This window comes from Arenibacter hampyeongensis (assembly GCF_002909255.1).
GTDB classification, from domain to species: Bacteria; Bacteroidota; Bacteroidia; order Flavobacteriales; family Flavobacteriaceae; genus Arenibacter; species Arenibacter hampyeongensis.
This window is the reverse complement of record NZ_PIOB01000003.1, coordinates 443,381-468,720: the sequence shown is the minus strand read 5'-3', so window position 1 is coordinate 468,720 and position 25,340 is coordinate 443,381. Positions and strand designations below refer to the sequence as shown.

General features: G+C 40.7%; 29 protein-coding genes. 2 read left to right on the top strand and 27 right to left on the bottom strand.

What is annotated here, in order from left to right; all coding sequences use genetic code 11:
- Nucleotides 1-6: 6 nt before the first annotated feature.
- The 26 genes from CWD91_RS10380 to CWD91_RS10255 form a co-directional block, all read right to left on the bottom strand.
- A complete protein-coding gene (locus CWD91_RS10380) occupies nt 7-1,224 on the bottom strand; it encodes an acetate/propionate family kinase (RefSeq protein ID WP_103440876.1) in 1,218 nt (405 codons plus the stop codon).
- A gap of 110 nt (nt 1,225-1,334) precedes the next feature.
- Entirely contained in the window at nt 1,335-1,514 is a 180-nt protein-coding gene (locus CWD91_RS10375) for a hypothetical protein (RefSeq protein ID WP_069858912.1), read from the bottom strand.
- Nucleotides 1,515-1,541: 27 nt separating this feature from the next.
- On the bottom strand, nt 1,542-4,082 hold the full coding sequence (gene glgP / locus CWD91_RS10370) for an alpha-glucan family phosphorylase (RefSeq protein WP_069858910.1): 2,541 nt from the start codon (nt 4,080-4,082) through the stop codon (nt 1,542-1,544).
- A gap of 35 nt (nt 4,083-4,117) precedes the next feature.
- Nucleotides 4,118-5,803 carry an alpha-amylase family glycosyl hydrolase gene (locus CWD91_RS10365; protein WP_069858908.1) on the bottom strand — a complete coding sequence of 562 codons (1,686 nt, stop codon included), beginning with the start codon at nt 5,801-5,803 and terminating at the stop codon, nt 4,118-4,120.
- Nucleotides 5,804-5,819: 16 nt separating this feature from the next.
- Nucleotides 5,820-7,184, bottom strand: coding sequence for a dicarboxylate/amino acid:cation symporter (locus CWD91_RS10360; RefSeq protein WP_103440875.1), 1,365 nt, complete (start codon nt 7,182-7,184; stop codon nt 5,820-5,822).
- Nucleotides 7,185-7,197: 13 nt separating this feature from the next.
- On the bottom strand, nt 7,198-8,259 hold the full coding sequence (locus CWD91_RS10355) for a class I fructose-bisphosphate aldolase (protein WP_103440874.1): 1,062 nt from the start codon (nt 8,257-8,259) through the stop codon (nt 7,198-7,200).
- 10 nt (nt 8,260-8,269) lie between these two features.
- A complete protein-coding gene (locus tag CWD91_RS10350) occupies nt 8,270-9,283 on the bottom strand; it encodes a type II glyceraldehyde-3-phosphate dehydrogenase (protein WP_069858902.1) in 1,014 nt (337 codons plus the stop codon).
- 7 nt (nt 9,284-9,290) lie between these two features.
- Nucleotides 9,291-10,619 (bottom strand): Na+/H+ antiporter NhaA, encoded by a 1,329-nt coding sequence (gene nhaA, locus CWD91_RS10345; protein WP_069858900.1) that lies wholly within the window; start codon nt 10,617-10,619, stop codon nt 9,291-9,293.
- Complete coding sequence (locus CWD91_RS10340) at nt 10,619-12,028, bottom strand: NAD(P)/FAD-dependent oxidoreductase (RefSeq protein ID WP_069858897.1); 1,410 nt, start codon at nt 12,026-12,028, stop codon at nt 10,619-10,621. Before CWD91_RS10340 ends, nhaA begins: the two co-directional genes overlap by 1 nt.
- 76 nt (nt 12,029-12,104) lie before the next feature.
- A complete protein-coding gene (locus tag CWD91_RS10335; protein WP_069858894.1) occupies nt 12,105-12,551 on the bottom strand; it encodes a universal stress protein in 447 nt (148 codons plus the stop codon).
- Between the two features lie 47 nt (nt 12,552-12,598).
- Nucleotides 12,599-13,303 carry a lycopene cyclase domain-containing protein gene (locus CWD91_RS10330; RefSeq protein ID WP_069858892.1) on the bottom strand — a complete coding sequence of 235 codons (705 nt, stop codon included), beginning with the start codon at nt 13,301-13,303 and terminating at the stop codon, nt 12,599-12,601.
- Nucleotides 13,304-13,576: a DUF5676 family membrane protein gene (locus tag CWD91_RS10325; RefSeq protein ID WP_069858890.1), complete on the bottom strand. Its 273-nt coding sequence runs from the start codon at nt 13,574-13,576 to the stop codon at nt 13,304-13,306.
- A 77-nt stretch (nt 13,577-13,653) separates the two neighbouring features.
- Nucleotides 13,654-14,094 (bottom strand): hypothetical protein, encoded by a 441-nt coding sequence (locus CWD91_RS10320; RefSeq protein WP_069858888.1) that lies wholly within the window; start codon nt 14,092-14,094, stop codon nt 13,654-13,656.
- 38 nt (nt 14,095-14,132) lie between these two features.
- Entirely contained in the window at nt 14,133-14,348 is a 216-nt protein-coding gene (locus CWD91_RS10315) for an SHOCT domain-containing protein (protein WP_069858886.1), read from the bottom strand.
- An 89-nt stretch (nt 14,349-14,437) separates the two neighbouring features.
- The gene (locus CWD91_RS10310) at nt 14,438-15,253 is read right to left on the bottom strand and encodes a DUF3347 domain-containing protein (protein WP_083260644.1); all 816 of its coding nucleotides are present in this window, start codon (nt 15,251-15,253) and stop codon (nt 14,438-14,440) included.
- Between the two features lie 57 nt (nt 15,254-15,310).
- Nucleotides 15,311-15,541, bottom strand: coding sequence for an SHOCT domain-containing protein (locus CWD91_RS10305; RefSeq protein ID WP_069858882.1), 231 nt, complete (start codon nt 15,539-15,541; stop codon nt 15,311-15,313).
- Between the two features lie 27 nt (nt 15,542-15,568).
- On the bottom strand, nt 15,569-15,784 hold the full coding sequence (locus tag CWD91_RS10300; RefSeq protein ID WP_069858955.1) for a heavy-metal-associated domain-containing protein: 216 nt from the start codon (nt 15,782-15,784) through the stop codon (nt 15,569-15,571).
- Nucleotides 15,785-15,798: 14 nt separating this feature from the next.
- Nucleotides 15,799-16,068, bottom strand: a complete 270-nt coding sequence (locus CWD91_RS10295; RefSeq protein WP_239985733.1) for a hypothetical protein — start codon at nt 16,066-16,068, stop codon at nt 15,799-15,801.
- A 33-nt stretch (nt 16,069-16,101) separates the two neighbouring features.
- Entirely contained in the window at nt 16,102-16,611 is a 510-nt protein-coding gene (locus tag CWD91_RS10290) for a hypothetical protein (protein ID WP_069858878.1), read from the bottom strand.
- 100 nt (nt 16,612-16,711) lie between these two features.
- Complete coding sequence (locus CWD91_RS10285) at nt 16,712-17,032, bottom strand: hypothetical protein (RefSeq protein ID WP_103440872.1); 321 nt, start codon at nt 17,030-17,032, stop codon at nt 16,712-16,714.
- 21 nt (nt 17,033-17,053) lie between these two features.
- A complete protein-coding gene (locus CWD91_RS10280; RefSeq protein ID WP_069858874.1) occupies nt 17,054-18,214 on the bottom strand; it encodes a hypothetical protein in 1,161 nt (386 codons plus the stop codon).
- Nucleotides 18,211-18,618 carry a c-type cytochrome gene (locus tag CWD91_RS10275; RefSeq protein WP_239985732.1) on the bottom strand — a complete coding sequence of 136 codons (408 nt, stop codon included), beginning with the start codon at nt 18,616-18,618 and terminating at the stop codon, nt 18,211-18,213. Before CWD91_RS10275 ends, CWD91_RS10280 begins: the two co-directional genes overlap by 4 nt.
- A gap of 72 nt (nt 18,619-18,690) precedes the next feature.
- Complete coding sequence (locus tag CWD91_RS10270; RefSeq protein WP_069858871.1) at nt 18,691-19,272, bottom strand: helix-turn-helix domain-containing protein; 582 nt, start codon at nt 19,270-19,272, stop codon at nt 18,691-18,693.
- Nucleotides 19,273-19,449: 177 nt separating this feature from the next.
- A complete protein-coding gene (locus tag CWD91_RS10265; protein ID WP_069858869.1) occupies nt 19,450-19,869 on the bottom strand; it encodes an HYC_CC_PP family protein in 420 nt (139 codons plus the stop codon).
- A 202-nt stretch (nt 19,870-20,071) separates the two neighbouring features.
- Nucleotides 20,072-20,791, bottom strand: coding sequence for a gluconate 2-dehydrogenase subunit 3 family protein (locus tag CWD91_RS10260; protein WP_069858867.1), 720 nt, complete (start codon nt 20,789-20,791; stop codon nt 20,072-20,074).
- A gap of 4 nt (nt 20,792-20,795) precedes the next feature.
- Nucleotides 20,796-22,517 carry a GMC family oxidoreductase gene (locus CWD91_RS10255; protein ID WP_103440871.1) on the bottom strand — a complete coding sequence of 574 codons (1,722 nt, stop codon included), beginning with the start codon at nt 22,515-22,517 and terminating at the stop codon, nt 20,796-20,798.
- A gap of 628 nt (nt 22,518-23,145) precedes the next feature.
- On the opposite strand from CWD91_RS10255, the gene CWD91_RS10250 reads away from it, so the two are divergent.
- Nucleotides 23,146-23,589, top strand: a complete 444-nt coding sequence (locus CWD91_RS10250) for a QcrA and Rieske domain-containing protein (RefSeq protein WP_103440870.1) — start codon at nt 23,146-23,148, stop codon at nt 23,587-23,589.
- A gap of 11 nt (nt 23,590-23,600) precedes the next feature.
- On the opposite strand, the gene CWD91_RS10245 is transcribed toward CWD91_RS10250, so the two are convergent.
- On the bottom strand, nt 23,601-24,365 hold the full coding sequence (locus tag CWD91_RS10245) for a DUF6503 family protein (RefSeq protein ID WP_103440869.1): 765 nt from the start codon (nt 24,363-24,365) through the stop codon (nt 23,601-23,603).
- A gap of 484 nt (nt 24,366-24,849) precedes the next feature.
- On the opposite strand from CWD91_RS10245, the gene CWD91_RS10240 reads away from it, so the two are divergent.
- Nucleotides 24,850-25,266 (top strand): HYC_CC_PP family protein, encoded by a 417-nt coding sequence (locus tag CWD91_RS10240; protein WP_103440868.1) that lies wholly within the window; start codon nt 24,850-24,852, stop codon nt 25,264-25,266.
- The last annotated feature ends 74 nt before the right edge of the window (nt 25,267-25,340 follow it).

Here is a 25,340-nt window from a genome sequence, read left to right as displayed (position 1 = left end):
GTCTTATTAATTTTTATGCTGTCTTTCTTTACTTTTAAAATCGTTGTATAGATCTGCCGTGCATTTTGCAATCATCAACTCTTCGTTAGTAGGGATTACCAATACTTTTATTTTGCTCTCTGCCTTCGAGATTTGAAATCCATTTTGTTCGTTTTGCTCTTCATCCAATTCTATTCCTGTAAAGCCCAAACCTTTACAGATTCTCGAACGGATGATTGGGGCATTTTCACCTATACCGCCGGAGAAGACCAATATATCAAGTCCACTTAATACAGCCATAAATGAACCGATCCACTTTTTTATCTGATAACAAAATAAGGCTACCGCCTCAGCTGCCCTTTCGTCTGAACTTTCTTTTTGCAGTAGGTCCTGCATATCGGCACTGGTTTCCGAAACCCCCAAGAGACCAGCTTCATGATTGATCAAATGATTGAACTGTTTAGTATTCAGACCTTCGCTTTTCATCATAAACCAAGCAACCCCAGGATCCAAATCCCCACTTCGGGAGCCCATGACACACCCACCTGCCGGGGTAAATCCCATAGTGGTTTCGACACTCCTCCCTTCTTTCAAAGCCACTAAACTGGCCCCGTTTCCCAAGTGGGCAAGAATGATACGCCCTTTAGCTTCTTCCACACCTATTGTTTTTTTCAGTTCTTCCACGAGGTAGGCATACGATAGACCGTGAAAACCGTATTTTTGAACGCCGGCTTGGTCAAAGCGCCTTGGTATGGGCAGAATCTTTGCTATGCGTGGTAATGTTGCATGAAAGGCAGTATCGAAACAGGCTACTTGAAATATTCCAAGGCATCGCTGCCTGAAAAGTTCGATGATTTCGATTTCGGCAGGAAGATGTTCCGGGTCATAGTCCTTTATTAGCTTTAATTCCTTTAACAAAGTTGCATCTATTACCTCCGCACAAGAATGTGCCTTTCCGTGGACGATGCGATGGCCGATACATTTGACCCTATCAAAACCAGCTTGCCTTTTTAACCAAAGGATCAAAAAGATGGCTGCCTCGTAAAAACCGGGACAGTATATTTCATATCCCTTCTTTTCATCAAGGTCGAGATTGGAAACATTGAAAGTCGTAGTCGCCAACCCAATTCGGTTAATACACCCAGAAAATATGAGTTTCGGAGTTTTGGCCATTTCATACATAGCGAACTTGATGCTGGATGAACCACCATTGATCGTTAAGATATTTGAATTTTCCGGAAGCATTTATTTTCTAGTTTACATTTATAAATTATCTATACCTAAGGTTTTGATGACGTGATTGCTATTTGGATCCTATCATAAATCCAGATAAGTAAAATCACAATCCTTTTCTTTCATAAAAGATGATGCCATTTCTTTATATTTCGCCCCAAGCTCATAACGCACCATTCCAATAATGCCGGTTGTTCGGAACAAGTGGTATTTCGAACCGCCTTCTTCAGTTCTATCTGCAACAGCTCCTCGTCGAAACAGACTTTTTTTATTATGGTTTCATGATATTTCAGTGTCTCCATTTTTCTTTTTATATTTTAAGTTCTATTCTAATACTGCCACAAAATCAAGTTGTCTTCTAATGGTACAGAAATGCCTTCGTAGCTGGGTACAATACGAACGGTATAATGATCTGAAGGTCGGGAAGTATTTGCCTGTGCATAAAAATTATGTGCACCATCTTCCCCCAACCAATCAAATGTCATTTTGATCCTTTCGGACGCTTCACCGTTCAAGCCTTCCGCGAATAGTTCTACCTGAATATGTTTGGGGTCTATTCCTTTCAACCATATGACTACTTTAAAGTGGTGCTTTTGGCGTTCACTTTCAATTTCGACTCTCCCAAATTGTATGGTATCCCATTTATTTTTAAGATCATGTCCTGCGCTGACAATTCTTTTCCCTTTAGCTCCTTTCCTAGCTGCGCATTTTTTATAGTTGATTGCCGCTGGCAGATAATAGTCCTCCGTATATTCGCGAACCGTTCGATTGGCGGAAAAACGAGGCGTTAGGATCGCCATACTTTTTCGCATGCGTTCCACCCAGGATTCCGACACCCCTTTTTTGTTACGTGCGTAAAATTCGGGGACGACCTGTTGTTCCAGTATTTCATATAATTCTGCTGCCTCGTGTGCGTCCCATGCCGGATCATCTCCATGTTCTTGGCCATCGCCCAATGCCCAACCCACTTCAGGACTATATGCCTCGGCCCACCAACCGTCCAGTACCGACAAATTGAGGCCTCCATTTACAAGTACTTTCATGCCACTGGTACCACTGGCTTCCCATGGTCGTCTCGGCGTATTGAGCCACACATCGACACCTTGCACCAAATTTTCCGCCAACATAATGTCGTAATCACTTAGAAAGAGGACATGCTTGTACAAATTATGTTCTTGGATAAATTGCACCCATTTTCGTATCAAGGCCTTCCCGGATTCATCGAAAGGGGGTGCTTTACCGGCCAACACCAATTGTACCGGATGTTCTGGATGGGTAAGAATTCGTACAAAACGTTCCGGATCCTGCAATAAGAGGTCCGGTCTTTTGTAAGGCACAAATCGGCGGGCAAAGCCCAATGTCAAGGTGTCCGGGTCAAAAACTTGGTTAGCGATACCAACCACTTCCGACGGTAGGCCCGAGACTATTGCCTGTCTCTCAAACCTTTGCCTTATAAAACCGACGAGCCTGTTTCTGGATTTAGTCCTAAATTGCCATAACTGCTCATCGGATAACTTTGAAATATGTGCAGAATGATCATCGAGTTCGCCCCTCCAGCGGTCCTTTCCGCAGGATTCCGTCCAGATTTCATCTGCATATTTGGAGTCCCAGCATGGCATGTGCACTCCATTTGTTACATGGCTTATCGGAACTTCCTCCAATGGCCAACGCGGGAAAAGATTGTTAAAAAGAGTTCTACTTACCTCTCCGTGCAATCGGCTAACGCCATTTACCCCCCCGCTGCCACGAATGGCAAGATAGGCCATGTTGAAACTCTCCGATCGGTTATTGGCGTCTGTCCGCCCCAAGGCCATCAAATCATGAAAGTTTATGCCCAATTGTTCTTTGGCATAAGTACCTAAATGGTATTCCATAGACTCATGACTGAAATGATCAAAACCAGCTGCAACCGCAGTGTGTGTGGTAAATAGGTTGCCCGCTCGAGTAACGGTAAGTGCCTCTTCAAACGAGGTACCGTTCGCCTTCATAAAATCGTTGGCTCGTTCCAGGACCAAAAAAGCGGCATGCCCTTCGTTCATATGGCAAACTTCGGGAATTATATCCAGGGCCTTAAGCAGCCGGTAGCCCCCGATACCCAAAATAATCTCCTGTTTTATGCGGAGTTCTGGCCCACCCCCATACAGCTCATCTGTTATTCCACGATGTATGGGCAAGTTGGCAGCGTCGTTGCTATCCAACAGATAGAGCTTAGACCGTCCTACCTGTACCTGCCATGCCCGGAGCCATATCGGGTGACCCGGCAACGATACCTTTATACGTAGCCACTCCCCGTTAGGTAAACGTAAGGGCGTAATGGGCAATTGTCCCGGGTCATTATAGGGAAATAAGGCATTTTGCGTTCCATATTTGTCAATTTCCTGACGGAAATAGCCTTTGGCATAAAGTAGTCCCACGGCAACAACGGGTACCCCCAGATCACTGGCTGATTTTAATTGATCACCCGCTACATTTCCGAGGCCTCCGGCATATATGGGTAGGGCCTCATTAAGCATATATTCCATACTAAAATAGGCAATAGTGGTAAGCGGTGTCTTCGGATGCTTTTTCTGAAACCAAGTGGGAGTTGAATTCGCTTGCTCATTTGCCTTTAATAGGCCATCGAGCTTTTCCCGAAAAGCTGGATCTGCCAAATGTTCCTCCAGTCGATTTCGTGAAATCGTTTGCAAAATTACCCATGGGTTCTGCGTGAATTCCCAAAGTTCCGGATCCAGTTGTTGCCATAGTTCATCCGAGGCATGGTTCCATGACCATCGTATGTTCAGGGCCAGTTCTATCAGTGCATCGATTCCCTCGATGTCTGTGTGCATTAATCCGTAGATTTGATTTGCATTGTATTTTTGTTTTTTCATGCTTGTAATGCTTGTTCTTTATTAAGTTCCTTTATTTAATGATTCTTGAATATCAAAAATTCCATGGGTTTTAGCTTTACCTTGATGAAAAGGCGGTCAGCATCTTGATCTATATTTTTTTCTATCCTGATTTTTTTCTTGTTCCCATAAATGCATTGCATAAGTGTACCCTCTTTATTGATAGTGGTATCAATTGCTATATATTCCTCTTTGATATCTTTTGGGGAAGAATTATAAACAACGAGAATTTCACCCGTATGCAGAATCCTTGAAAATGCCAAAAGACATTTCTCGCAATCAGGAAACTGAAAATCGAGTCCGTTTTTTGAAGTTTCCCGAAAATACATTCTGCCGAACTTTAGAATGGCCTCTTTTTGTCTTAGATGTGCCAAGACAGCAATTCTCTTGAATATCCATGATTCTTGGTTCAATACGTTCGACTCCTTATCATCGGGATTGAACATTCCTTCCCTAATATATCGGTCATCCATGCCGTTACCCTCAAAACCTTGTTCGGTACCATAATAAATACACGGAGCGCCAAGGGCACAAATAAGAAATCCCATTCCCGCAACAACTTGTGCAGTAGTGGCGTTATGGCCAAATCGGTGTTTAAAGTCCATCCCCACCTGATCATGGTCATCGATGTAGGTCACGAGGAACTCCCCATGCCTACCTCGGCTTAGAGCATTCTTTTGCAAATCCGAATACCTCTGTATCAATCTATTCGGGGATGAATTCCCTTTTATCACTTCTGCTAAAACACTGTGTAATGGATGATCTAATATAGAATCAAGCCCGTAATATATATTCCGGTCCTCGGGCAGTATTTTGGGACCTATATAGGGATTACCCGTCTCATCGTCCCCGATAATTTCACCAAATAGAAAAAAGTTTCTTTTGCCTAAGGAGTAGGCATATTCCCTTATCGTAGAGCAAAAACGGTTAATGTCGTTTCCCTTCATATGTTTGACGGCATCCAAACGGAAACCATCCACATCTGTCTCACGAATCCAGTAACAATGTATCTTGGCCAGTATCTCCCGTAAATCTTCACTATCAGGGGAACCATCGTTTCTAAATGTTTTTAAGGTAAAGAAGTCGCCTTCCTGTGTCTCGGGATAATTATCGAAATTTATAATCTGCCCTTTACGGTTATACAGTTCCATATTTCTCAGTTCAACTGGAATTGGCCTATCTTTTTCCCGCCATTCGTCCAAGGGAAAACGCTGGCCGTTAAAATAGTAATAGTTGTAATCAAAAGGATACGACCAATTATCTCCGGAATGATGCAAAACGATATCCAAGAACACCCTTATATCCAACCCGTGTGCCTTGTCCACTAGTTTTTCCAAATCTTTCTTGTTGCCCCAGCGTTTGTCCACGTCCATATAATTCTGGATGGCATATCCATGATAGGATTCTGGATTATTTTCAAACACAGGGCTTAACCAAATGGCGGTACAGCCCAAATTTTTGATATAGTCAATGTTGTTGATGATTCCTTGGAGGGTACCGCCAAAAGGCTTTTGCAATTGATCTTCATTTCCGAAACCGGGATGTCTCATGTCGAACTTTAAAGAATGTCGTTTTCTACTATCATGAAATCGGTCGACCATCAGAAAATAAATGACCTCCTCCCGCCATTCCCTGTGACAGTTTACCCAGTAGGCCTTGCCCGGTTTTGGAGAAAAATCTATTTCGTTAATTGATTTTATCATCTTCTTCTTTAAATATTTAAATAGTGGAAAATTCCGTATTTGCTTTTACATCAGTCTCTTTGGATCCTTCCATTTTATTCCCGTAAAAACGATTGAAAACCATACAGGCTGTTAGGTCACCGGTAACGTTGACTGCTGTTCGGAACATTCCAAGCAAGCGCTCAACCCCTATTATTATGATAATTCCTTCGGCGGGAATTCCTACGCTGGATAGCACAGAAGCCAAAATCACGACGCCACCTCCTGGAATGGCCGGAGTTCCAATGGAAGCTGCAACTATGGTAACTACTACAACAATAATATTCAGAAGGCCCATTTCCAATCCGTAGGCCTGCGCTATGAACAAAGTCGTAATGGTCTGATAAAGGGCCGTCCCATCCATATTTACAGTAGCCCCGATGGGAATAATGAAATTGCTGATGGAGGCATCCACTATGAGCCCTTCCTCTGCTGTTTTTAGAGATAGGGGCATTACTGCGGCTGAACTTGTAGTTGAGAATGCCAATAGTTGAACATCCGTTATTTTTCGCAAAAATGTCAATGGGTTGCTCCGGCCAAGAATGCTTACCAACACGAGGTAAATACCTACCAATATTAGCAATCCTATTAGCACCACGAGCACATAAAAGCCCAAACCCCTTAGGGAGTTCAAACCGACGCTGGAGGTCAATTGTGCCATTAAACCGAATACGGCGATCGGAACTAATAACATAGCCCATTTGACCACGGTCATACATATTTCCTGAATGGCCCCTAGGAGTAACTTTACCGGTTTAAGCAAGTCGTCGGTTAGTGATAATACGGCAACTCCAATTATAATAGTAAAAATAACGATACTCAACATTTCGCTGCTTACCATAGAGGCCAATGGATTTTCAGGCAACAAATTTGTTATGGCGTTCGGAATATCATTTATTCCAAATGACAGTTCCGAACTTTCGGCAGTATTGGCCACTGCATTTGCATGACCAACTTCCGCCTGTTGGTGCAGATACTTTCCAGGCCTAAAAATTAATGCAAGAATTGTACCTATTGTCACTGAAATAATGGTTGTTGATATAAAATATAATAGAACACCACCACCCAACCTTTTCAGGTTTTCCTTATTGTTACTTGCAATACCAGTAATGATTGATGCTACGATCAAGGGAATCATGATCATTTGTACCAATTTTAGGAATAACATACCTGGTAGGGCCAACCAATTTCCTAATGCATCGGCAGTGTTTTTGGTTATCCAACCATTTTGAGGACTTAACAACAGGCCAACACCAACACCTAAAAACAAAGCAATGATAACCTTAAGCCAAAGCCTATTTTCTACCAACTTTTGCAAGTAGTGGTGTAGGGATTTTAATGATTTTATTTCCGTATCGACCATTCTTTTATCTGTATTATGCTACCGTGATTCTTTTCTCAATGTAAACGCCCTGAACCGCATTTATTAATTCCACCCCATCCTTGAAGGGTTTTTGAAAAGCCTTTCTTCCCAGAATTAAACCCGATCCTCCGGCTCGTTTGTTTACGATTGCGGTTGTGATGGCTTCTGCCATATCGGATGCTCCTTTGGAACCTCCACCTGAATTTATCAATCCTATCTTGCCCATATAGCAATTGGCAACCTGTAATCGACAAAGGTCTATAGGGTGCTCTGTCGTCAGATTCTCGTACATGGCATCGTCGTATTTTCCAAATTTCAGGTCTTTAAAACCAAAATTTGTGGTGGGCAACTTTTGTTTGATGATATCTGCCTGTATCGTTACCCCAAGGTGATTGGCCTGCCCCGTTAAATCTGCTGCTGCGTGGTAGTCCACTTTATCCGTTTTAAAAGCGTCGTTCCGGGTGTAGCACCATAAGATCGTAGCCATGCCAAGACTATGGGCTTCGGCAAATGCATCCGAAATTTCCTTTAACTGTCGATTACTTTCCCTAGATCCAAAATAGATGGTGGCCCCGATCGATATAGCACCCATGTTCCAAGCTTCCCTGACCTTTCCGAATAAGGTTTGGTCGTAGGCATTGGGGTATGACAGGAGTTCGTTATGGTTTATCTTAACAATGAAAGGAATTTTATGCGCATATTTACGGGCATAGAGACCCAACGCCCCGAAGGTTGAGACGACCCCATTACAACCAGCACTGATGGCTAATTTTATGATATTTTCCGGATCAAAATAATCGGGATTCTTATAAAAGGAAAAGGCTGCACTATGCTCAATACCTTGGTCAACGGGCAGTATACTTAAATATCCTGTATCTTTCAGATTGCCATGCCCGTAAAGCTGGGCAAGACTTCTTAGCACTTGTGGATTCCGATTACTATTGACAAAAACTTTAGAGACAAAATTTTCATCAGGCAAATGGAGTTCATCCTTGGTAATCCTTTCGCTTACGTGGTCCAAATAGAAAGATGCTTTGTCCCCTAAATGATTCACTAAATTTTCATATGTTTTCATAACGCTATGTTTATATGATTCCCAAACTTATATTGGTTTTGGCGATGGATTTTGCTGCATCTGTCTCAATCCCAGTAAGTGCACGAATGGCATCTATAGTCTCTGGGATAACAATCGCCTGGTTATCCACCACATAAGCATAAAAAAGCTCATCACCCACTACTTTAAGCATATCTTCCCACAGGGCCACCTCGTACATATCTCCCCAAGGCCTGCCCATATCCAAGAACATTTCTTTTATTGTATTGTTTGAAACCAAACCTTGGTCATAATTAATTAGCTTAATCCTTGTAGAAGTTTTAAAAGCATTTAGCACTTCTTCTTTTGTGGCTTGTTTTTTTAATTTCACGTTCCAGTAATGCATATGGCTCAATGTTTCGGGCACTTTTACTGCGGCAGTGATGACATCCAGTTCGGGATCCACACTTTTAGCGTCAGGACCTTGATGGCTTGGAATATCTTTTTCGGGAACCATTGTATTCATAATACCACCTAAATGGCTTTCCCATGGGTCGGTGGCCCTTCTTAATAATGTTCCCCGTGCATAGTCCAATAGATCTGCTCTCTTCAAAGTTGTCAGGGTTCGAAGAATAGAAGTGGTATTGCAAGAAACTACCCTTGTAGCATCTAAATTTATCGCGGATTGATAATTATTTTCTGCACTAAAGGAATGGCCAGTAGTATGGTGTTTTTCACCACCTTGAAGAATGAATTTTATACTCAGTTTTTTATATATTTCCACATTCTTTGCCGCTATATTCTTTGGGGTGCAATCCACCACTAAGTCTGTCTTTTTCAACAGGTCTTGCAGGTTACCCTTTGCTGGAATACTTGCGGCCTTCATTTCTTTTTCGGCCTCGGCGGTTGCCGCGTAGATATCATACTCTTTTCTTATGGCATTCTGTATCCGCCAATCGCTGATGACATCGCAAACCCCGATCAAGTTCATATCGTCTTGTACATTAATGGCGTCGGCCACTCTTTTTCCGATGACCCCATAACCTACTACTGCAATACTTTTCATATCCTTATTATTTTACTGTTATTAATTTTTTACTGTTTCTATGTAATAGTATAGCGCCTATTACACCTGCTAACATAGAAGCGAATAGGATACTTACCTTGGCCGTGAATATCAAAGACTCGTCTGTGAAGGCCAGCTCATTTATAAACAATGACATGGTAAAACCAATACCTCCAAGAAAAGCTATACCATAAATCATGTTCCAATTCACTTTTTCCGGTAGTTTTGCAAGTTTAAGTGCGACCAGTATTCTTGAAAAAGCGGCAATACCGATAAATTTTCCAAGAATCAGGCCCAGACCAATCCCCAAACTAACGGGGCTGGATAGTACTTTCAACAAATCACCATGAAGATGTATTCCTGTGTTTGCCAAAGCAAACAAAGGGAGAATGATGAAGCTAACTATTGGGTTTAAGGACCTTTCCAATTTTTGAAGGGGAGTCTCCGCCTCTGAACTTGTAGTCTTGATATCCTCCAAAATATCCAACTGCGTTTTTGAGATAAGCGCGCCCCTTATCGACTTGGTTTCTTGAAATTTTTTGTGTAAGTTGTCTAAACGGTTCAAAAAGGTATTTTCCTTAATTTTTACCCTGCCTGGAATTGCAAATGCGGTAAGAATTCCAGCTATCGTTGGATGTATTCCTGAGAAAAAGAAGGCCAGCCAAACACCACCTATACCAATAATGGCATAAAACCATGTGCTTCTTACTCCCGCATAATTTCCGATAATCAAAGCTCCGAAGAACAATAGTCCATGAAGTAGATCCATCTCGGAAATACCGGAGGTATAAAATAGCGCAATGACCAAGACACCACCCAAATCGTCCACTATAGCAAGAGTAATAAGAAAGACCCTCAAAGCGGAAGGCAGTCTTTTTCCGACAATGGCCAATACCCCTAGAGAAAAGGCAATGTCCGTAGCCATGGGAATGCCCCAACCATTTGATGCCTCGCCCGAGCTATTGAACATAAAATAAATAAGGGCAGGAAGTACCATGCCTCCAATAGCCGCTCCAATAGGTAATACCGCACTCTTTGGAGATGAAAGTTTACCGCCGATTATTTCACGTTTCAGCTCTAAGCCAACTTGTAGAAAGAATAGGGCCATTAGGCCATCGTTGATCCATAACAATAGCGGCTCCGATAGCTGAAGGGTGCCAATAGTGAAGGCAATATCGGTTTGCATTAAGTCGATATAATATTCCTTCCATGGCGAATTGGCCCAGACCATTGCGATGACTACAGTGATAAATAGAATAACACCATTGTTATTGAGTTCTTTGGCCGTGTTGCCAAAGAATTTCATAATACCGCTATTTGTATCTTGTTTATGCATCAGTGCTGGATTTTTTGTGTGTTTGTATCCTTTTCTTGAGCATTGCTAGTATTGTTTTTTGATGGAGTTTCCACGGTAGAATCACGTTTGAAATTCCGGATTATTACCCTATTGCTCTTTTCATAAGAAAAATAACTTATGGCCCAATTGAAGCCGACCAAAAGTTTATTTCTGAATCCACTGATTGACATCAAGTGCACCACGGACCATAACAACCATGCAAAGTATCCGGTAAACTTTAGTTTTCCCAGATCCGCTACCGCTTTTCGCTTTCCAACGGTCGCCAAAGACCCTTTATCAGTATATTTAAAAGGCTTTGATGGTATGTTGCTATTTAGGTTGTTCAACATTAGGGCAAGATAATTTCCTTGTTGAATCGCAGCCTGAGCTACCTGGGGATGGCCTTTTGGAGTCTCTTCGGAAATCAGAACCGCAATATCCCCGATGGCATAAATGTTTTCTTGCCCTTCAACCTTCAAATAAGCATCAGTTTTTAAGCGATTGCCCTTAGCTACATGCTTCTGATCGATACCCTTTGGAAAGTCCCCTTTTACACCTGCCGTCCAAATAAGGTTTTTGGCCAATATTCTCTTCCCGTTTTTGGTTTGGACAACTTTACCGTCATAATTGCTAACGGATTCATTCAACAAGACAGTCACATTTAGATTTTCCAGATAGGTCAATGTTTTTGAAGAAGCTTTGTCGGACATTGCTATAAGTAGTTTATCCATAGCTTCCACCAAAAAAATATTCATTATTGAAGAAGGATATTCTGGATAGTCCTTTGGAAGGATGTATTTGCAAAACTCAGCAAGTGCACCTGCCATTTCTACTCCCGCAGGGCCACCGCCCACGATTACAAAATTGGTAAGGGCATCACGTTCCACATCATCGCATGTAATTGCCGCCTGCTCCAAATTCTGCAACATCATATGACGGATATTTAGGGAATCCCGGATATCTTTCATGCCCAAACTATTTCTTTCCACTTCTTCCATACCAAAAAAGTTAGTTTTAGTTCCAGTCGCCAGTACCAAATAATCATAGGTAAGTTTTCCTTTGTCCGTTATGACAGTATTAGTAGAGGCCTGGATTTCCCGTACCTCGGCCAGTCTGAAGCTTACGTTTTTGTACCCTTTAATTTGTTTCCTAAATGGAAATACAATACTATCGGGTTCGAGGCCGCTCGTAGCTACCTGATAAAATAAGGGCTGGAATTGATGAAAGTTGTTACGGTCTATAAGCACTATCTGAACATTTTTGTTTTTTAGTCCTTCCACCAATGCCAAACCCGCAAAGCCACCTCCAACTATAACTATTCTCGGTTGCTCGGAATCGGGCAAGCAAATTTCATCTTCCACTTTACATTTATCATGATCTATACCGCCTAATATTTGATTATTGCACATGCCAAATTGATTTTAATACGTTTTCCGATACAAGTGCTTAAATAGTCCATACCCGCACTTACTAAACTTTTTTCTCTTATATGCTGCGTTTTCTTACAATCAAAACCGAGCAGTCCGCATGTGTTGCCAAGGACTGGGAAACCGAGCCAAGCAAAAATCTAGAGAATGCACCATGGCCCTGAGACCCGACTACGATTAAATCTGCATCAAAGGCTTCGGCCTTTTCTAGAATTGCACTTTTGGGAATCCCATTGACCACTACTGTTGAAATCGACAATTTGTTATTTTCGATTTTTAATAATTTTGAGGCATCATTAACAATTGCCTCTGCCGAATTTCTTGCATTGGATATAGCTTCTTCGTAATAATTACCAAGCGTGCCACCCATTGGAACGGCCAACATGGGATTTTCGAACACATTTAATATACATACTTCCGTGCCTGCAGGCAATGGCATCGCTCCAAGTTCATTTACGGCTATCTTGCTATAATCAGAACCGTCTATTGCTAATACTATTTTCATCTTATGATTTTTATTTTTTGTTTATATCTACGCTATGTCTCCTAATCTCAACTTATGATAATAGGCTTCATTAACTTTTTCCAATACAAGTGCTCGTATAGCCCTGACCAATACATTCCGAAAGTGAACGCGAACAGCAGTTCCTCAATTGGGATACCTAGAACAAGGATTTGGGTCAGATTTTCTAGGTTCCAGTACAGTTCTACATAATCTGGATAGAAGGGAAGAATACTTCCAAAATACACAAAGTAGAGCAGCGTGAACAAAAGACCCCCAACCCATATTTTCCCCTTTAGATCTGGCCGGCAATACAGCGTTGTCAAACCTCCCATGAACATGGCCAAAATCCCGCAATAAATATGGTTCAAATCGGTAAAGAGACTCAAAACCAAAAACACAAGAACTGGGACGAAAAGGATGTATATGTGAAGTCTGTGCATGGCATGTCCGCGTTCCGTATGCGGCATTTCAATGTATCTTCTCTTAAATAGAAGGTTATATAACACCATACCAATACCCCCAATGGCGAATGAAAAGATGAGACTTTCAATATCGAAGCCGGTCTTTATCGCTAAATCAAAAAGGGACGGCGGATGCCAATATTCAGGGACGAACAAAGTTTCTGTAAGCCCAAAGGGTATGGTAATCCAACTCATTTTGAGCATCTCTTTCCTAGAATCCTTTTTCAAAAGATAAACCAGGCCCCAGAGGGCGAGGAGAATAAGGGACCATATGAACCAGACGTATTGCATTTATTTCTTTAGTTGCACATTGTAAAAAGCCGCTATACAGGCCCCAATAAGCCATCCAAGGATAAAAGTTTGAATGATTCCGAAGAATGCTTCCGATAACGGCACATCCATTCTTATAATACTGGAAGTATCCAAACCGTGTAAAAGGCTGTTGAAAAATGATATTGTACCTTCTTGACCTGCTGTTGTCATTACAATCATACAGCCCAGATAAATTAAGGCGCCTGTTAGGCCAAAAGCAAATCCTAATTTTTTTACATTAAATCGATTCATAATTCTTGTTTTAAAATTAATTGTCCAGTTTTTAAATATAATTTTTGAAACCCGTACAAACTATTTACAGGTCCCTGTTAATGATCCATCTTTTTGTTGCCATCCATCTTTTCGTGCAAGGTCTTTTCCAAATTTTCATGTTCCAATGTGTGGTCGCAAAAAGTGTCGCTTAATTCACCGTGAGCCGCTATGACGGGCATAAAGTGGTGAGTTGTAAGGAGCATCAGGTCAGGGTATCTGGTAATCATATCGCTAAGTTTACCGGCCAGGATGGTATCGTTTGCAGCCGTTCTTACTAGTTCATCTACTATCATGCCCGTGGCATGGTCATTTTCCATCATCTTGGCAATATACTTTTTGCCCAAATCGTGGTCTTCTACCATCAATGTCAACACCTTCTCTTGTTGTGAAGGGTCTTTAAGCATATCCTTTACAGAACTTTCTTGTTTTTGTGCACAAGCCGACAAAGTGAAAGTGGCCAAAACAATTCCTATTGCTTTTTTAATTTTTGATTTCATTTCGATTAATTTTAATTGTTAAAATTTGTTGATACTTCCTATTCGGATTTTAGAATCTTTTTTGATTCTTCATATTCCTCTTTTGTAATCTCCCCTTTCGCAAATCTTTTTTTGAGAATTGTGAGCGGGTCTTCTTTTTTTGATTTTTGGTAAGGGATATCATATGGAACAAAGAATATCCATATTAAGAAGATGAACCATATGATCCACCATAAAAAGTGCATACCACCAAAGTGTCCGTTGAAAAAATGCATAGTTTTTAGTTTTAAAGATTAGACTTATTGCTTAAATAATTGTTGTTGATGTACTGACTGTTTTCTGTAATTATTTTTACGTTAAAAAACTATTTCAAGGTCTCCTTTACCGAACCGCATCCGGGCATTTTCAGCCCCATATAGGGATTGTTGATTTTTTCGCTCAGAGCTAGCCAATTTGCACCCTTACCATCCATGGCCATGGGACAATGATTCCAATAAAGTGTTTTCCCCTTCAAATCCCTTTTCTTGAAAATAGTGTACAGTTGTTTGGACAATGTTGCAAAGTATAATCGTTGTTCAGTAAGACTGGAGGCTATGGAAAGTTGATTCAAGGTCTTTTTCAGGTAGGTCTCGTTCACGGCGGTCGAGTCGTTAATCAATTTTATTGCCGCTTCCTGTACGGACTCGTAATTATCTTCGGCCAATGCATTTTCGATGTTCATATATCCCGCCAAAATTGAATCCATGTCCTCCTCTATACTTTTCTCCTTAAAGAAGCAATGTACTGCACAGGCATGAAGTTTGTAGTTTTTATGTATATAACCCAAGGAATGGCCCTTAGTATCCAATATTTTACATTTTTCATCATTTCCTTCAACATAGAGCACAAACTCACCACTATCGTTATAATACTGACCTCCTTTTTTTGCCTTTCCCAAGGAATTGCCCTCAGCATCATATACCTTCCCGTTTTTAATGAAACCGATTTTCCTTCCCAGGTTATTGAACACAATATCTTCCTTACTTATATAGCCAAGGGTTATACCACGGTCCGAGACTTCACCTTTACCGTTGATATACATCTGCCTTTTGGTTTTATCGCTTGCCTGTGCAGATATAGATTGTACCGAGAGCAGCATTCCAGTCAGGAATACAAGGCTCATGATGAGATGTTTTTTCATTGTTACTGTTTTTGCGTGTGTTTATGGCTTATTCATTTTAGGTATTGAAATCCCTCTTTAGGGCTTTATTTCATTTTCCGATTTTAATGTTCTTTTTAATTCCTCGTATTCTACCTGAGTGATCTCACCCTTGGCGAACCTTATTTTTAGAGTTGTGGACAGATCATCTTCCTTAGTTTCTGTGGAAGATGGGCTGGAGGGCGTAAAGAAAATCCACCATAAAAATATGAACCAAATTGTCCACCAGATAAGGTGCATTCCCCAAAAAAATCCATTGTTATAGAACATATTCTTAGTTTTAAGATTATTAATATTTTAAATTATCTCCGTAATGGTATAACCTTCAAGTTTGTTGAGTTGCTGTTGTAATTCCTCAACTGAAAGCCTCTCTTTCATACTGATGATCGTTTTGCCTTTCGGGTTCAAAAAGATTTCCGTTTTCTCAATGTCCGGATGTTCTTCCAAGGTTTTTCTTACCCTTGCCACACATCCGCCACAGCTTATTCCGTTTATTTGATATTTATGTTTCATCTGTTTTTCCATTATTAATGGTGACTATGGCCCTTATGCTCCTCCTTAGTTTCTGCCGACAATGGTTTTTCTTTACCATGTTCGTGTTGCTTATTATTCTGTTCCGTATGGTCATGCGCCCCGTGGCCATGTGCACCATGTGGCATAAAGAGATGAAAAATGAACATTAGGACTATGAAGCCAAAAAGCCCATTATATCCGGTAATGCCCAGTGAGGGAGCGAAAAATATTAGTAACAACGGCAATCCACAACCGATAACCATCCATATCCAGTGACCTTTCATAATTTTTATTTTTAGGTTTAAATGTTATATTCTTTAATGATGATCGCCATGGCTTTGGCTTTTGCTCAATTCGAGTTCGCCTTGTTCTTTGGCATCCAATTCATTTTCTTCCATCAATCCCATTCCTTTCATGTCCATTCCCTTGTTGCCCATCATCTTCTTGCACGACTCCATACAATCTTCGCTCATCATGCCTTTTTCGTGCATCATTTTCATCATATTGCCCATCATCTTGCCATCTTTCATCATGGATTGCATCATGTTTTTCGTCATCATGCTATCTTTCAACATCGTTTGCATTCCACCACTCTGCATCATATTGCCCATCATTTTATGGTTACCCTGCATCATCTGCATTGCATGATCGTTATCTTGCATGTTGTCCATGAATTCCGCCATGTAACTGTGGTTGCTGGCAATCGCCTCAAAAAGTTCCATTCTAGTTTCCGGATTTTCGAGGATTGCTGTGGGGTCTGATTTCTGATCGCAACTGGATAGGATAACCAGTACGAGGACAGAAATAATCATTGTTACTGTTTTCATTGTATTTAGTTTTAATTAATATTAATTTCTTTTTATTAAAGTACATTTCCCTAAAGCCCTAAATTTCCATTCTCATGGAAAATGTGCTTTACCAATTCAATTAATTCGCGGATTTCAGAAATTCCTCGATTTTTGCAACGTCCTTTTCTGTAAGATTGGCCCTTACGCGCATGTGCAAACTGATGGTTTCCCAATCCGTGTCGTTATAATCGGCTGGAGAAGGTGCTAAATGGCATCGATTACAGGTTTCTCCCCATAATTGGGCTCCTGATTTTTCCAGTTTGAACTCCTCTTCCACCCCTGCCACAACAGGAATATTATTTTCTGTAAGTGTTTTCTTAGAAGAAGAACAGGCAACTACGGTTATTCCAATGGTCAGGAAAACCATCACGATTACTAAAAATTTATTTATTGTCTTCATGTTTTCTATTTTTATGTATTCTTAAAATCCTATTGCCCAGTGGAGAAATAGCCCATTAGTAGTCGTTATGCCTTCTCCGCCATGCCCACCTTCGGTTTCAGTGGTCTGATAACTTATTTTGATAAGGGATCTCCAGGTTAACCAGTAGTTCAATCCAAAGGCAAATTGGGTCGATTTCTCTTCCCATTCAGAACCCTCCGGAGCATTGAAATTTGAATATCTTCCAACAAACTCCAATTTTTTCATGAAGTCACTCTCCGCCATGGTAGGTCGATAACTCAATTGCCCATAAAAGGAATTACTTTGGTTATCGAACGAATATTCTTCCTCATCTCCATCCTCATGCATCTCAATGAAGGTTGCCGTGTCCACATTGGAACTGTTGTATTGAGCCTTAATGTCAATAAAGCCAATAAGGGGCGACACTTGTTTAACAAAAGCAAAATCGATGGCATATAAGAAAGCACCAACGTCCTCATATGGCGAATCTTTTGCCCCGGCACCATTTGTTGAATAGGCCGAAATCCCTAATTCGGTAGAAGAATCTGAAAATGGCAATAACCCCAATCGGCCCCCAAAAGCCTTACTTGTATTATTATCTTCATAATTTTGAAACATGAGCATTCCCGCTTCCTCCGGCTCAATACTTCCGTCCTTTAATCGCGGACCGTTGGTAGAATAAATGGCATAGTTTAAAGAAGGACCGCCAAGATCAAAGGCACCTCTGAGTTCAACACCGATCCCTGAGGCAGGAGCTATCCCATCATGGCCAAAGCCCAAAGGTCTTGTCGGAAGTCTGTTTATCCATGCGGGATGAAGCCTCTCCATAAATGTTCCGAAAGGAAGTAAAAATTTTCCTGCCCTAACGGTCATGTTCTTGTTAAGGACATACATAACGTCGGCATATTCCAAGCCCACCTCAAGTTCGTTACTTTCTAGAACAAACTCTAATTCGGCTTCAAACATGAGTTTGTCCGAATGTTTGAATAAAAAGATCGGCGCGAAGGCCGAGCCTACATAAGAGGATTCTTTTTCATCTCCGTTACTCATATAGTTTAGCCCTGTATGTCCATAACCACGGATCATGAACTGGGTCTTACTTGGTTCAAAATTGTTGTATGTTTGGCTATATATAGGATTACCAAAAACAACTACGGTTAGTAATATTATTAGCTTTTTCATTTTTTAAGTGTTCTGATATAATTAATAATTTCCCATCGTTTGTTCTCCGGTATTGAGGTTTCGTATGAGGCCATTGGAGCCCGTCCTATTTGAATTTTCCAAAAAATGGCTCCATCGCTCTGGGATTGGAATTCTGCGCTGGTCAAATTTGTCGGTTTTGGCGTTAGACCTGCACCGGCCACACCATCACCTTTTCCTTTTGCCCCGTGGCATACAACACATAGTACTTTGTAAAGTTTTTGACCGTTGGCAGCCGCATTGACATCACCTTTTAATGGGTTGACAATCTTATCCGCACTAAGGGGTGCTACCCATTTTTCCTGGGAATGGCTATTGAATCCCAGGAATAAAAAACTTACAACCATTACTATGGTCATACCCGGAAAAATTCTTTTTTTCTTCATTTTATTGGCATTTAATTGTTAATAAATCTATTTCTTATTGAATGTTTACGTCTGCATAATCTTCGTTCATATTTATATAATTTCGTCAAGGAAACTTCTATCCCACATTTGGCCATTTTTATAATCGGTCATGCTTAATCCCGTAATGGTCTTAAACTGTCTCGATAAATGGTTTATGCTGCTGTAATCCAACAAATAGGCTATATCCGAAAAAGTGTGCTGTTGCAATTGAATAAGTTCCTTTGCTCTCTCAACCTTTAATTTTATAAGGTATTTTTCTATTGTGGTATTTTCATTTTTTGAGAATATTTTGCTCAACAACTTATAATCCCTATGAAGTTCAGATGCCAAATGTTCAGAGGTCTTTTCCTTAATATGAAATGGCAGGTCACCTACCAGTTCAATCAAAGCAATCTTTATATTTTCAACGATCATTTCCTCCTCGTTTTTCGCGATTTCAAATCCGTTGGAGTGAAGAACCTCGGTTATATTCGAATCGATTAGATTGTCAATACCAGTACTGATACGGACAGTAAGTTTCCCCAATTCGACGGAAAGTACTGCTACATCGATCTCTTCAAGCTCCTGTTTTATGACTTTCAGGCACCGCCTGCAAACCATGTTCTTGACCCAATATGTTTTTATGGATTCCATGTTCACAATATGTTATTGTTCCTTAAGTATAAGGTCCGTCAGAGTATTTAATCCCTGATAAATTAAAATTGGAAAAAGGTTGTCGTTGGAAAAAGGGTACGACATGAGGTAGCCTACAACTTGTTGCAGACTAATAGGAAGTACAGATTATCGTGACAATAATCTGCTCAATAATATTCAAATTAAGAAAGTTTCGTGAAGTACAAGGATGTCCTTCTCGATCCAAGGTGGATTGTAGTTTATAAAGGAAACCACATTAAATTCAAGTCCTTCAAAAAGATTTACGTAGGAATGGAAAAATGCCTGTAGGAAAACAATTTTATTCGTATCCAGTTCAACTTGTGACTTTTTAAGATTGTCTTCGGCCTTTTTTACAATAGATTTATTGCTACAGCAATCCATTTGCCCTATGGAACATTTTTTAAAAGGTTTTGATAAATTCTGCTTTTTATCTTTACAAGGCTTTGCTTTGCCAAAAACCGCAACATCTACCAACTTGTTGCAGCAAAAATGCATATCCACCATGAAAGACGAAGTTGCAAAAAGCACTGCGAAGGCTAGAGTAACGGACAATATTTTGGTCAAAATCTGTTTCACTTCCTAAAGATTTGAATTTTTTTTGTTCCAGTATCGGGTATTAAATTATTTTCAAAAAAATCATAGTTATTTTAAAAATAATATAGTTCGTGTTCTAAATGCAAAGAACAGTATCAAAAGTAGAACAAGGTTTTTAACCATCACATGATAAATGTCATATTGGTAACCTAAATTAGAAATTGGATGGCATTCTATTAAAGGCCTATGTAAGTAGATTGCCATTGCCATCCCATTCTGCCATGACCCCTCTTTGACTTTGATCTACACATTTTGCCAACCATTCTTCTTCATAGGCAACGCCATGCTGTTTCAATACGTCTGCGGGCACTCCGTCCCATACATTTGGGGTATTGCCCTTATACCCCAAATCCTCTAGGCCGATCTTCGATGTGTAATAACCTGTTAGCGTCAGATTTCGCAACATGGAAAAAAACTGTATTTCCAAGGGGCGTTCGCCCTCTGGAATTAATATATCGGGATAGGCTATAGTATCCAATAGTTTTTTTTGCCAAGCCTCAGCACTCGATTTGAATTCGGTACCGAATTGGGTATTGCTCTCATGGTCCAACCACATGAGGCCGCCCCTGAGGGTCGTTTGCAATTCTGGGATATCCTTGGCCATGAATTCTATAAAATTTGGTACTCCTGCGTCCGTAGCACTACCAAATTTATCATTGGAAGGCAATATCAGATCACTCAAAACGGCAATAGTCCCCAACTCGTGTCCGTTAAAAAATTGTACCGCTTCCAGTTCCATGATCCGTTCTTTCTCCTTCTGGGTCCGACCATATTTGTAACTATAGCCCTGCAGCACTTCAGTGTTCTCCGCTTTGGCCTCATCTTCAGGTTTGCAGCCGTGGACTGCCAATCCGCCAGCGACCGACCCTATGATAATCGATTTTATACTATTTCTTCTATCCATTTTCCTATATATTTTGCTGTTTCAATTTTTCTACAATATAATCAGATGTTCTCCAGGCTAGCGCTAGGATGGTCCAAGTGGGGTTCTTGTCGGCCTGTGACACAAAAGGCCCGGCATCGACGATAAATACATTGTCGGTATCGTGAAGTTGCTGAAACCTGTTCACTACAGAGGTCTTGGGATCATCGCCCATTCTTGTCGTACCCACTTCATGGATGATCCACCCTGGTGGGGATATACCATAATCTTGTTCCTTGGTGGGTTTTTCTCCTAAAGCTTCTCCGCCCATGTTGTGGATCAGTTCTTCAAAAGTGTCCTGCATGTGCCTTGCCTGCTTTCGCTCGTGGTCGGACCATTTGTAATTAAACCTAAGTACCGGAATTCCAAACTCATCTACTTTGGTAGAATCTATTTCACAATAGTTATCCTTCATGGCGATGGACTCTCCCCGGCCACCAAAACCAAGGACGGCACCATAGTATTTTTTAACATCGTCCCTGAGGCCATTGCCATAGCCCCCCACTTTTGTGCCGAAGAATTTATTGAACTCGTTCGCATTGAAACCAAACCCATAGTTGGGCATGCCCATTCCGCCCCATACCTCGATATGGTATCCGCGGGGGAAGTCCAATTTCCTGTTGTCGCCCCACCAAGGGGAATATACGTGCATGCCCCCCACGCCATCCTCGTTATAGGAAACTTTCCGGTTCATCAGATCCGGAATGAAGGCCACCCTGCTCGCTCCCGTGGAATCGTGAAGATATTTTCCAACAATATCGCTGCTGTTGCCCAATCCGTTAGGATGTTGGGCACTTTTGGAATTCAAGAGTATCCGGGCCGAGCTGCAGGCGGATGCGGCAAGGACTACGACCTTCCCTTTTAACTTATATTCCTTTCTATCCTCTTTATTGATGTACGAAACGCCCGTTGCCTTACCTTCTTGATTGGTAGTAACCTCCCTTACCATGGCATTCAGGAACAGATCGATCTGACCGCCGCTTTTTTGTGCCGGGAAAATCAAACAGGTTTCCGACGAGAAATCGGCATATACCATACATGCCCTGGAGCATTGCGCGCAATAAAAGCAGATGCCCCTATCCTCGTTTATCATTTTGGTCAGGATCGACATCCTTGAGGGATAAACGGGAATATTTGATTTCCGTGCCCCACGGATGTAAAAAAGCTCGTGCAACCGAGGTTTCGGTGGTGGCAGAAAGAAACCATCGGGATCATTAGGCAGGCCCTCGTTGGTGCCGAAAACCCCGATCAATTTATCTACTTTGTCATAATAGGGTTTGACATCTTCATAGCCTATAGGCCAATTATCGCCCAGCCCGTCCTCATTTTTGTGTTTAAAATCCCTTGGCCCGAAGCGCAATGAAATCCTGCCCCAATGATTGGTCCGACCGCCCAACATTCGCGAACGGAACCATCTAAAATTGCTTCCGTTACTATTTGTGTAGGGTTCTCCCTCGATATCCCACCCACCGTATGCGCTGTCGAAATCGCCAAAAGGCCGGACGGTACCTGCACCTCTTCTAGGCGATTCCCACGGCCACTTTAATTGGGTTATCTGTTCCGGGTCTTTAGGGTCAAAGAACGGCCCGGCCTCCACAACGGCAACCTTTAGACCTGAATCGGCAAGTATTTTGGTCGCCATGCCTCCGCCTGCCCCAGAGCCGACTATGATTACATCATATAGTGTCGAAGATTCCTTTATTTGCATGTTAATTTTTCTTTTGTAATATACTTAGCAGTAAGACCTGTTCATTTTAAGCGAAACCCCACATTCGGCTTGGGTGAACAGGCCTTTGGAATATAGATTTGAATTATGTTTCCTTTTCCGTTAAATAGCATAAAGATTTATAGATGCTTAGCATATCGTCATCTAGATTTTTTGTTTACACCCCAAGGGAACATAGGCAATAAAAAGACAAAAGCTTTTCTACTATTTTCAGAACATTGTATTGAACTGATAATCCTACAATCTATTACGTTTCCTTTTTTGCCATTATTGTTTGGCCGCTGTTAAAAGTATTAGTTCCCCGCAACCTTTATCTACATAATTTTCTTTCTTTTTTATATAATTTCTCTTTAGTACTTTCTCTTGAATTCTTGGTTTTCAAAAAAGACTATGGTTGTTTTTGTATAAACACTCTCAGCACAGCACTAAAAATAGGTGTGTGGTTTTGGGCATATTACAGTATATATGGGGGTGGTCAAATACTTAAATTTGGCCCATGTCTAGATATTGTAAATTTTATTTCATTTACAATATGCACTGAAGACCACATATGTGTTATCTGCATACGATTTTCAAGTAAAAGACGTTTAAAATTTAAAAGTTATATGTTATGGAAAGAAAACAGTTTTTAAGAAGTCTAGGGGCCGGTGCGGCATTCGCAATTGTTTTTCCATGTGTTCAAGGTTGTTCCAAAGATGGTAACGGAGACGTTTCACCAGAGGATATGAGGCCTATCCCTGTCGGAATCGATTTTAATATAGACCTTAGCTCCGATGAAGGAGTGGGTCTGCAGAACAATGGGGATTTTATATTAAAAAATTATGTGGTCGTAGTTAAAAATTTAGAAGGTAATTATGTGGCGGCAAGTCAGGTATGCAGCCATCAACAGACCGAGGAAGTGAGGTTTGTAGCCAAGGATGGAGGTGTGTATAAATGTTCCACCCATGGGGCGCGGTTTGACCAAACCGGAAAGCCCTTGAACAGTATTACGAGCAACCCTTTGAAAATATTCCAGACAGAACTTTCGGGAAACATACTTCGGGTTTTTGAATGAATTAGACTGTGCTAAGGTTTGGGTATCGTTTTGATTTTTACATTTTTCAATATGATTAGTGATAGTTCCTCCAGTTGTTCGTTTTCAAAAGCCTTCTCGATTTCATCAAAATCAATGCCTCCTTCTATTTTAGGCTGTAGGTTACGGTAATCCTGTAGGAGTACACCATTGACCTTACGAGTATTATAAGCTTCCCGAAATCGCATTCCACCTTTTCCGGTAAAATATTTGTACGCAAGATAGTCCATACTGTAATCCTCAACATCGAACCAATATAGGAACACATCCTCAAAATCATGGCCACCGCCCTCTTGTTTGAAAGTAACAAGGATTTTATGGTACTCCTTACCTTTTATCACACTTCTACCTTGATCTTCTAAAATGACTGCTGGGTCTTTTAGCCATAGGGGCAAAAACGCAAAACAGATGACCGAATTCACAGAATTGGTATAGGCATTTTTTCTTTTCTCGGTAAGGTTTACTAGCGTATCGGTAACATGGCGGACAAAATTTTTGTTGGTGTAAACATCGCGGACCAGTCTGTTTTCTTTATTCTTACCGATTCTTGTATAAGTAAATTGTCCGTTTTGACGTCTGTACTCATAGGTATCTTCACGGAAGATAAAGGTAGCCTCGGCATTCCTCATTTTTACCATTCCGGAAACCTCGATGGCCTTATCAACTATGTTCTCTTGTGCGATGGATAAGTTAAATAATAGTATGAATACGATTACTGGAATCGAAAAAAGCGATAGTTTATGATTTATTTGTTTCATGTATTCCTTAATCGGTCAATTTGTTTTTAACAATATATATTATTCACTGTTTACAGATACTTTCTTATTTTTCTTCATCAACAGCTTCGGCCTCTGCCCTTTAAAAAGTTGGGTGCCAAGAACTGTATCTGTTCCCGTGTTTTTTTTGCTTATCCTGTTCGCCTGCACTTACATACTGAACATAGCAATAGATATTTTTAAATTTTTGGTCGTCCCTTCAAAATAAATATTGGACTAGTGCAGTTTTAGGCCGTCATTAAATCACTAAATCAATTAAAACCCATAAGCCATAGTAAAATTAATCCCAAACGGGTGACCGGGTCTTAGTCCGGCCGGAACCCTAGATACCGCATAGGTTTTATCCAATACGTTTATGACATTAGTAGAAAATGTAATATTCTTATTGAAAAAATTGACTGATTTAATTCTAAAATTTTGTTAAATACAAACCATGAGTTAAAATTTTTGTAGTTTTGCATATCTGATGAAAAGAGTTTTATTTCAAATATCATCTTTTTTAATGGCACTTGTAGTGTTGTTCTCGACCTTCTCTTTTACGGTTGCACAACATTATTGTGGTGATGATCTTGTTGATTTCTCTTTCTTCGGCCAAGCGGAATCTTGCGGAATGGAGATTCAACAACCTTCGGATTCACACAAACACAATTTCGTAAAAAAGGATTGCTGCGACGATGTAACACTTTCAATAAGTGGACAAAATGACTTGAAACTTTCACTTGAAAAATTAAGTTTTGAACAACAACAGTTCGTTGTTTCATTCGTTTATAGTTATCTAAACCTTTTTGAGGGACTGCAAGAAAATATAGTTCCTTTCAGCCATTACCCACCACCTCTTTTGGTCAGGGATATTCAAATCCTAGATCAAACCTTCCTTATTTAAGAGCATTTTTATGAAGTATTACCATGCTATTGATTTAGTATGGTTATAGGCATTTTTCGCCTTTGGAACATTTC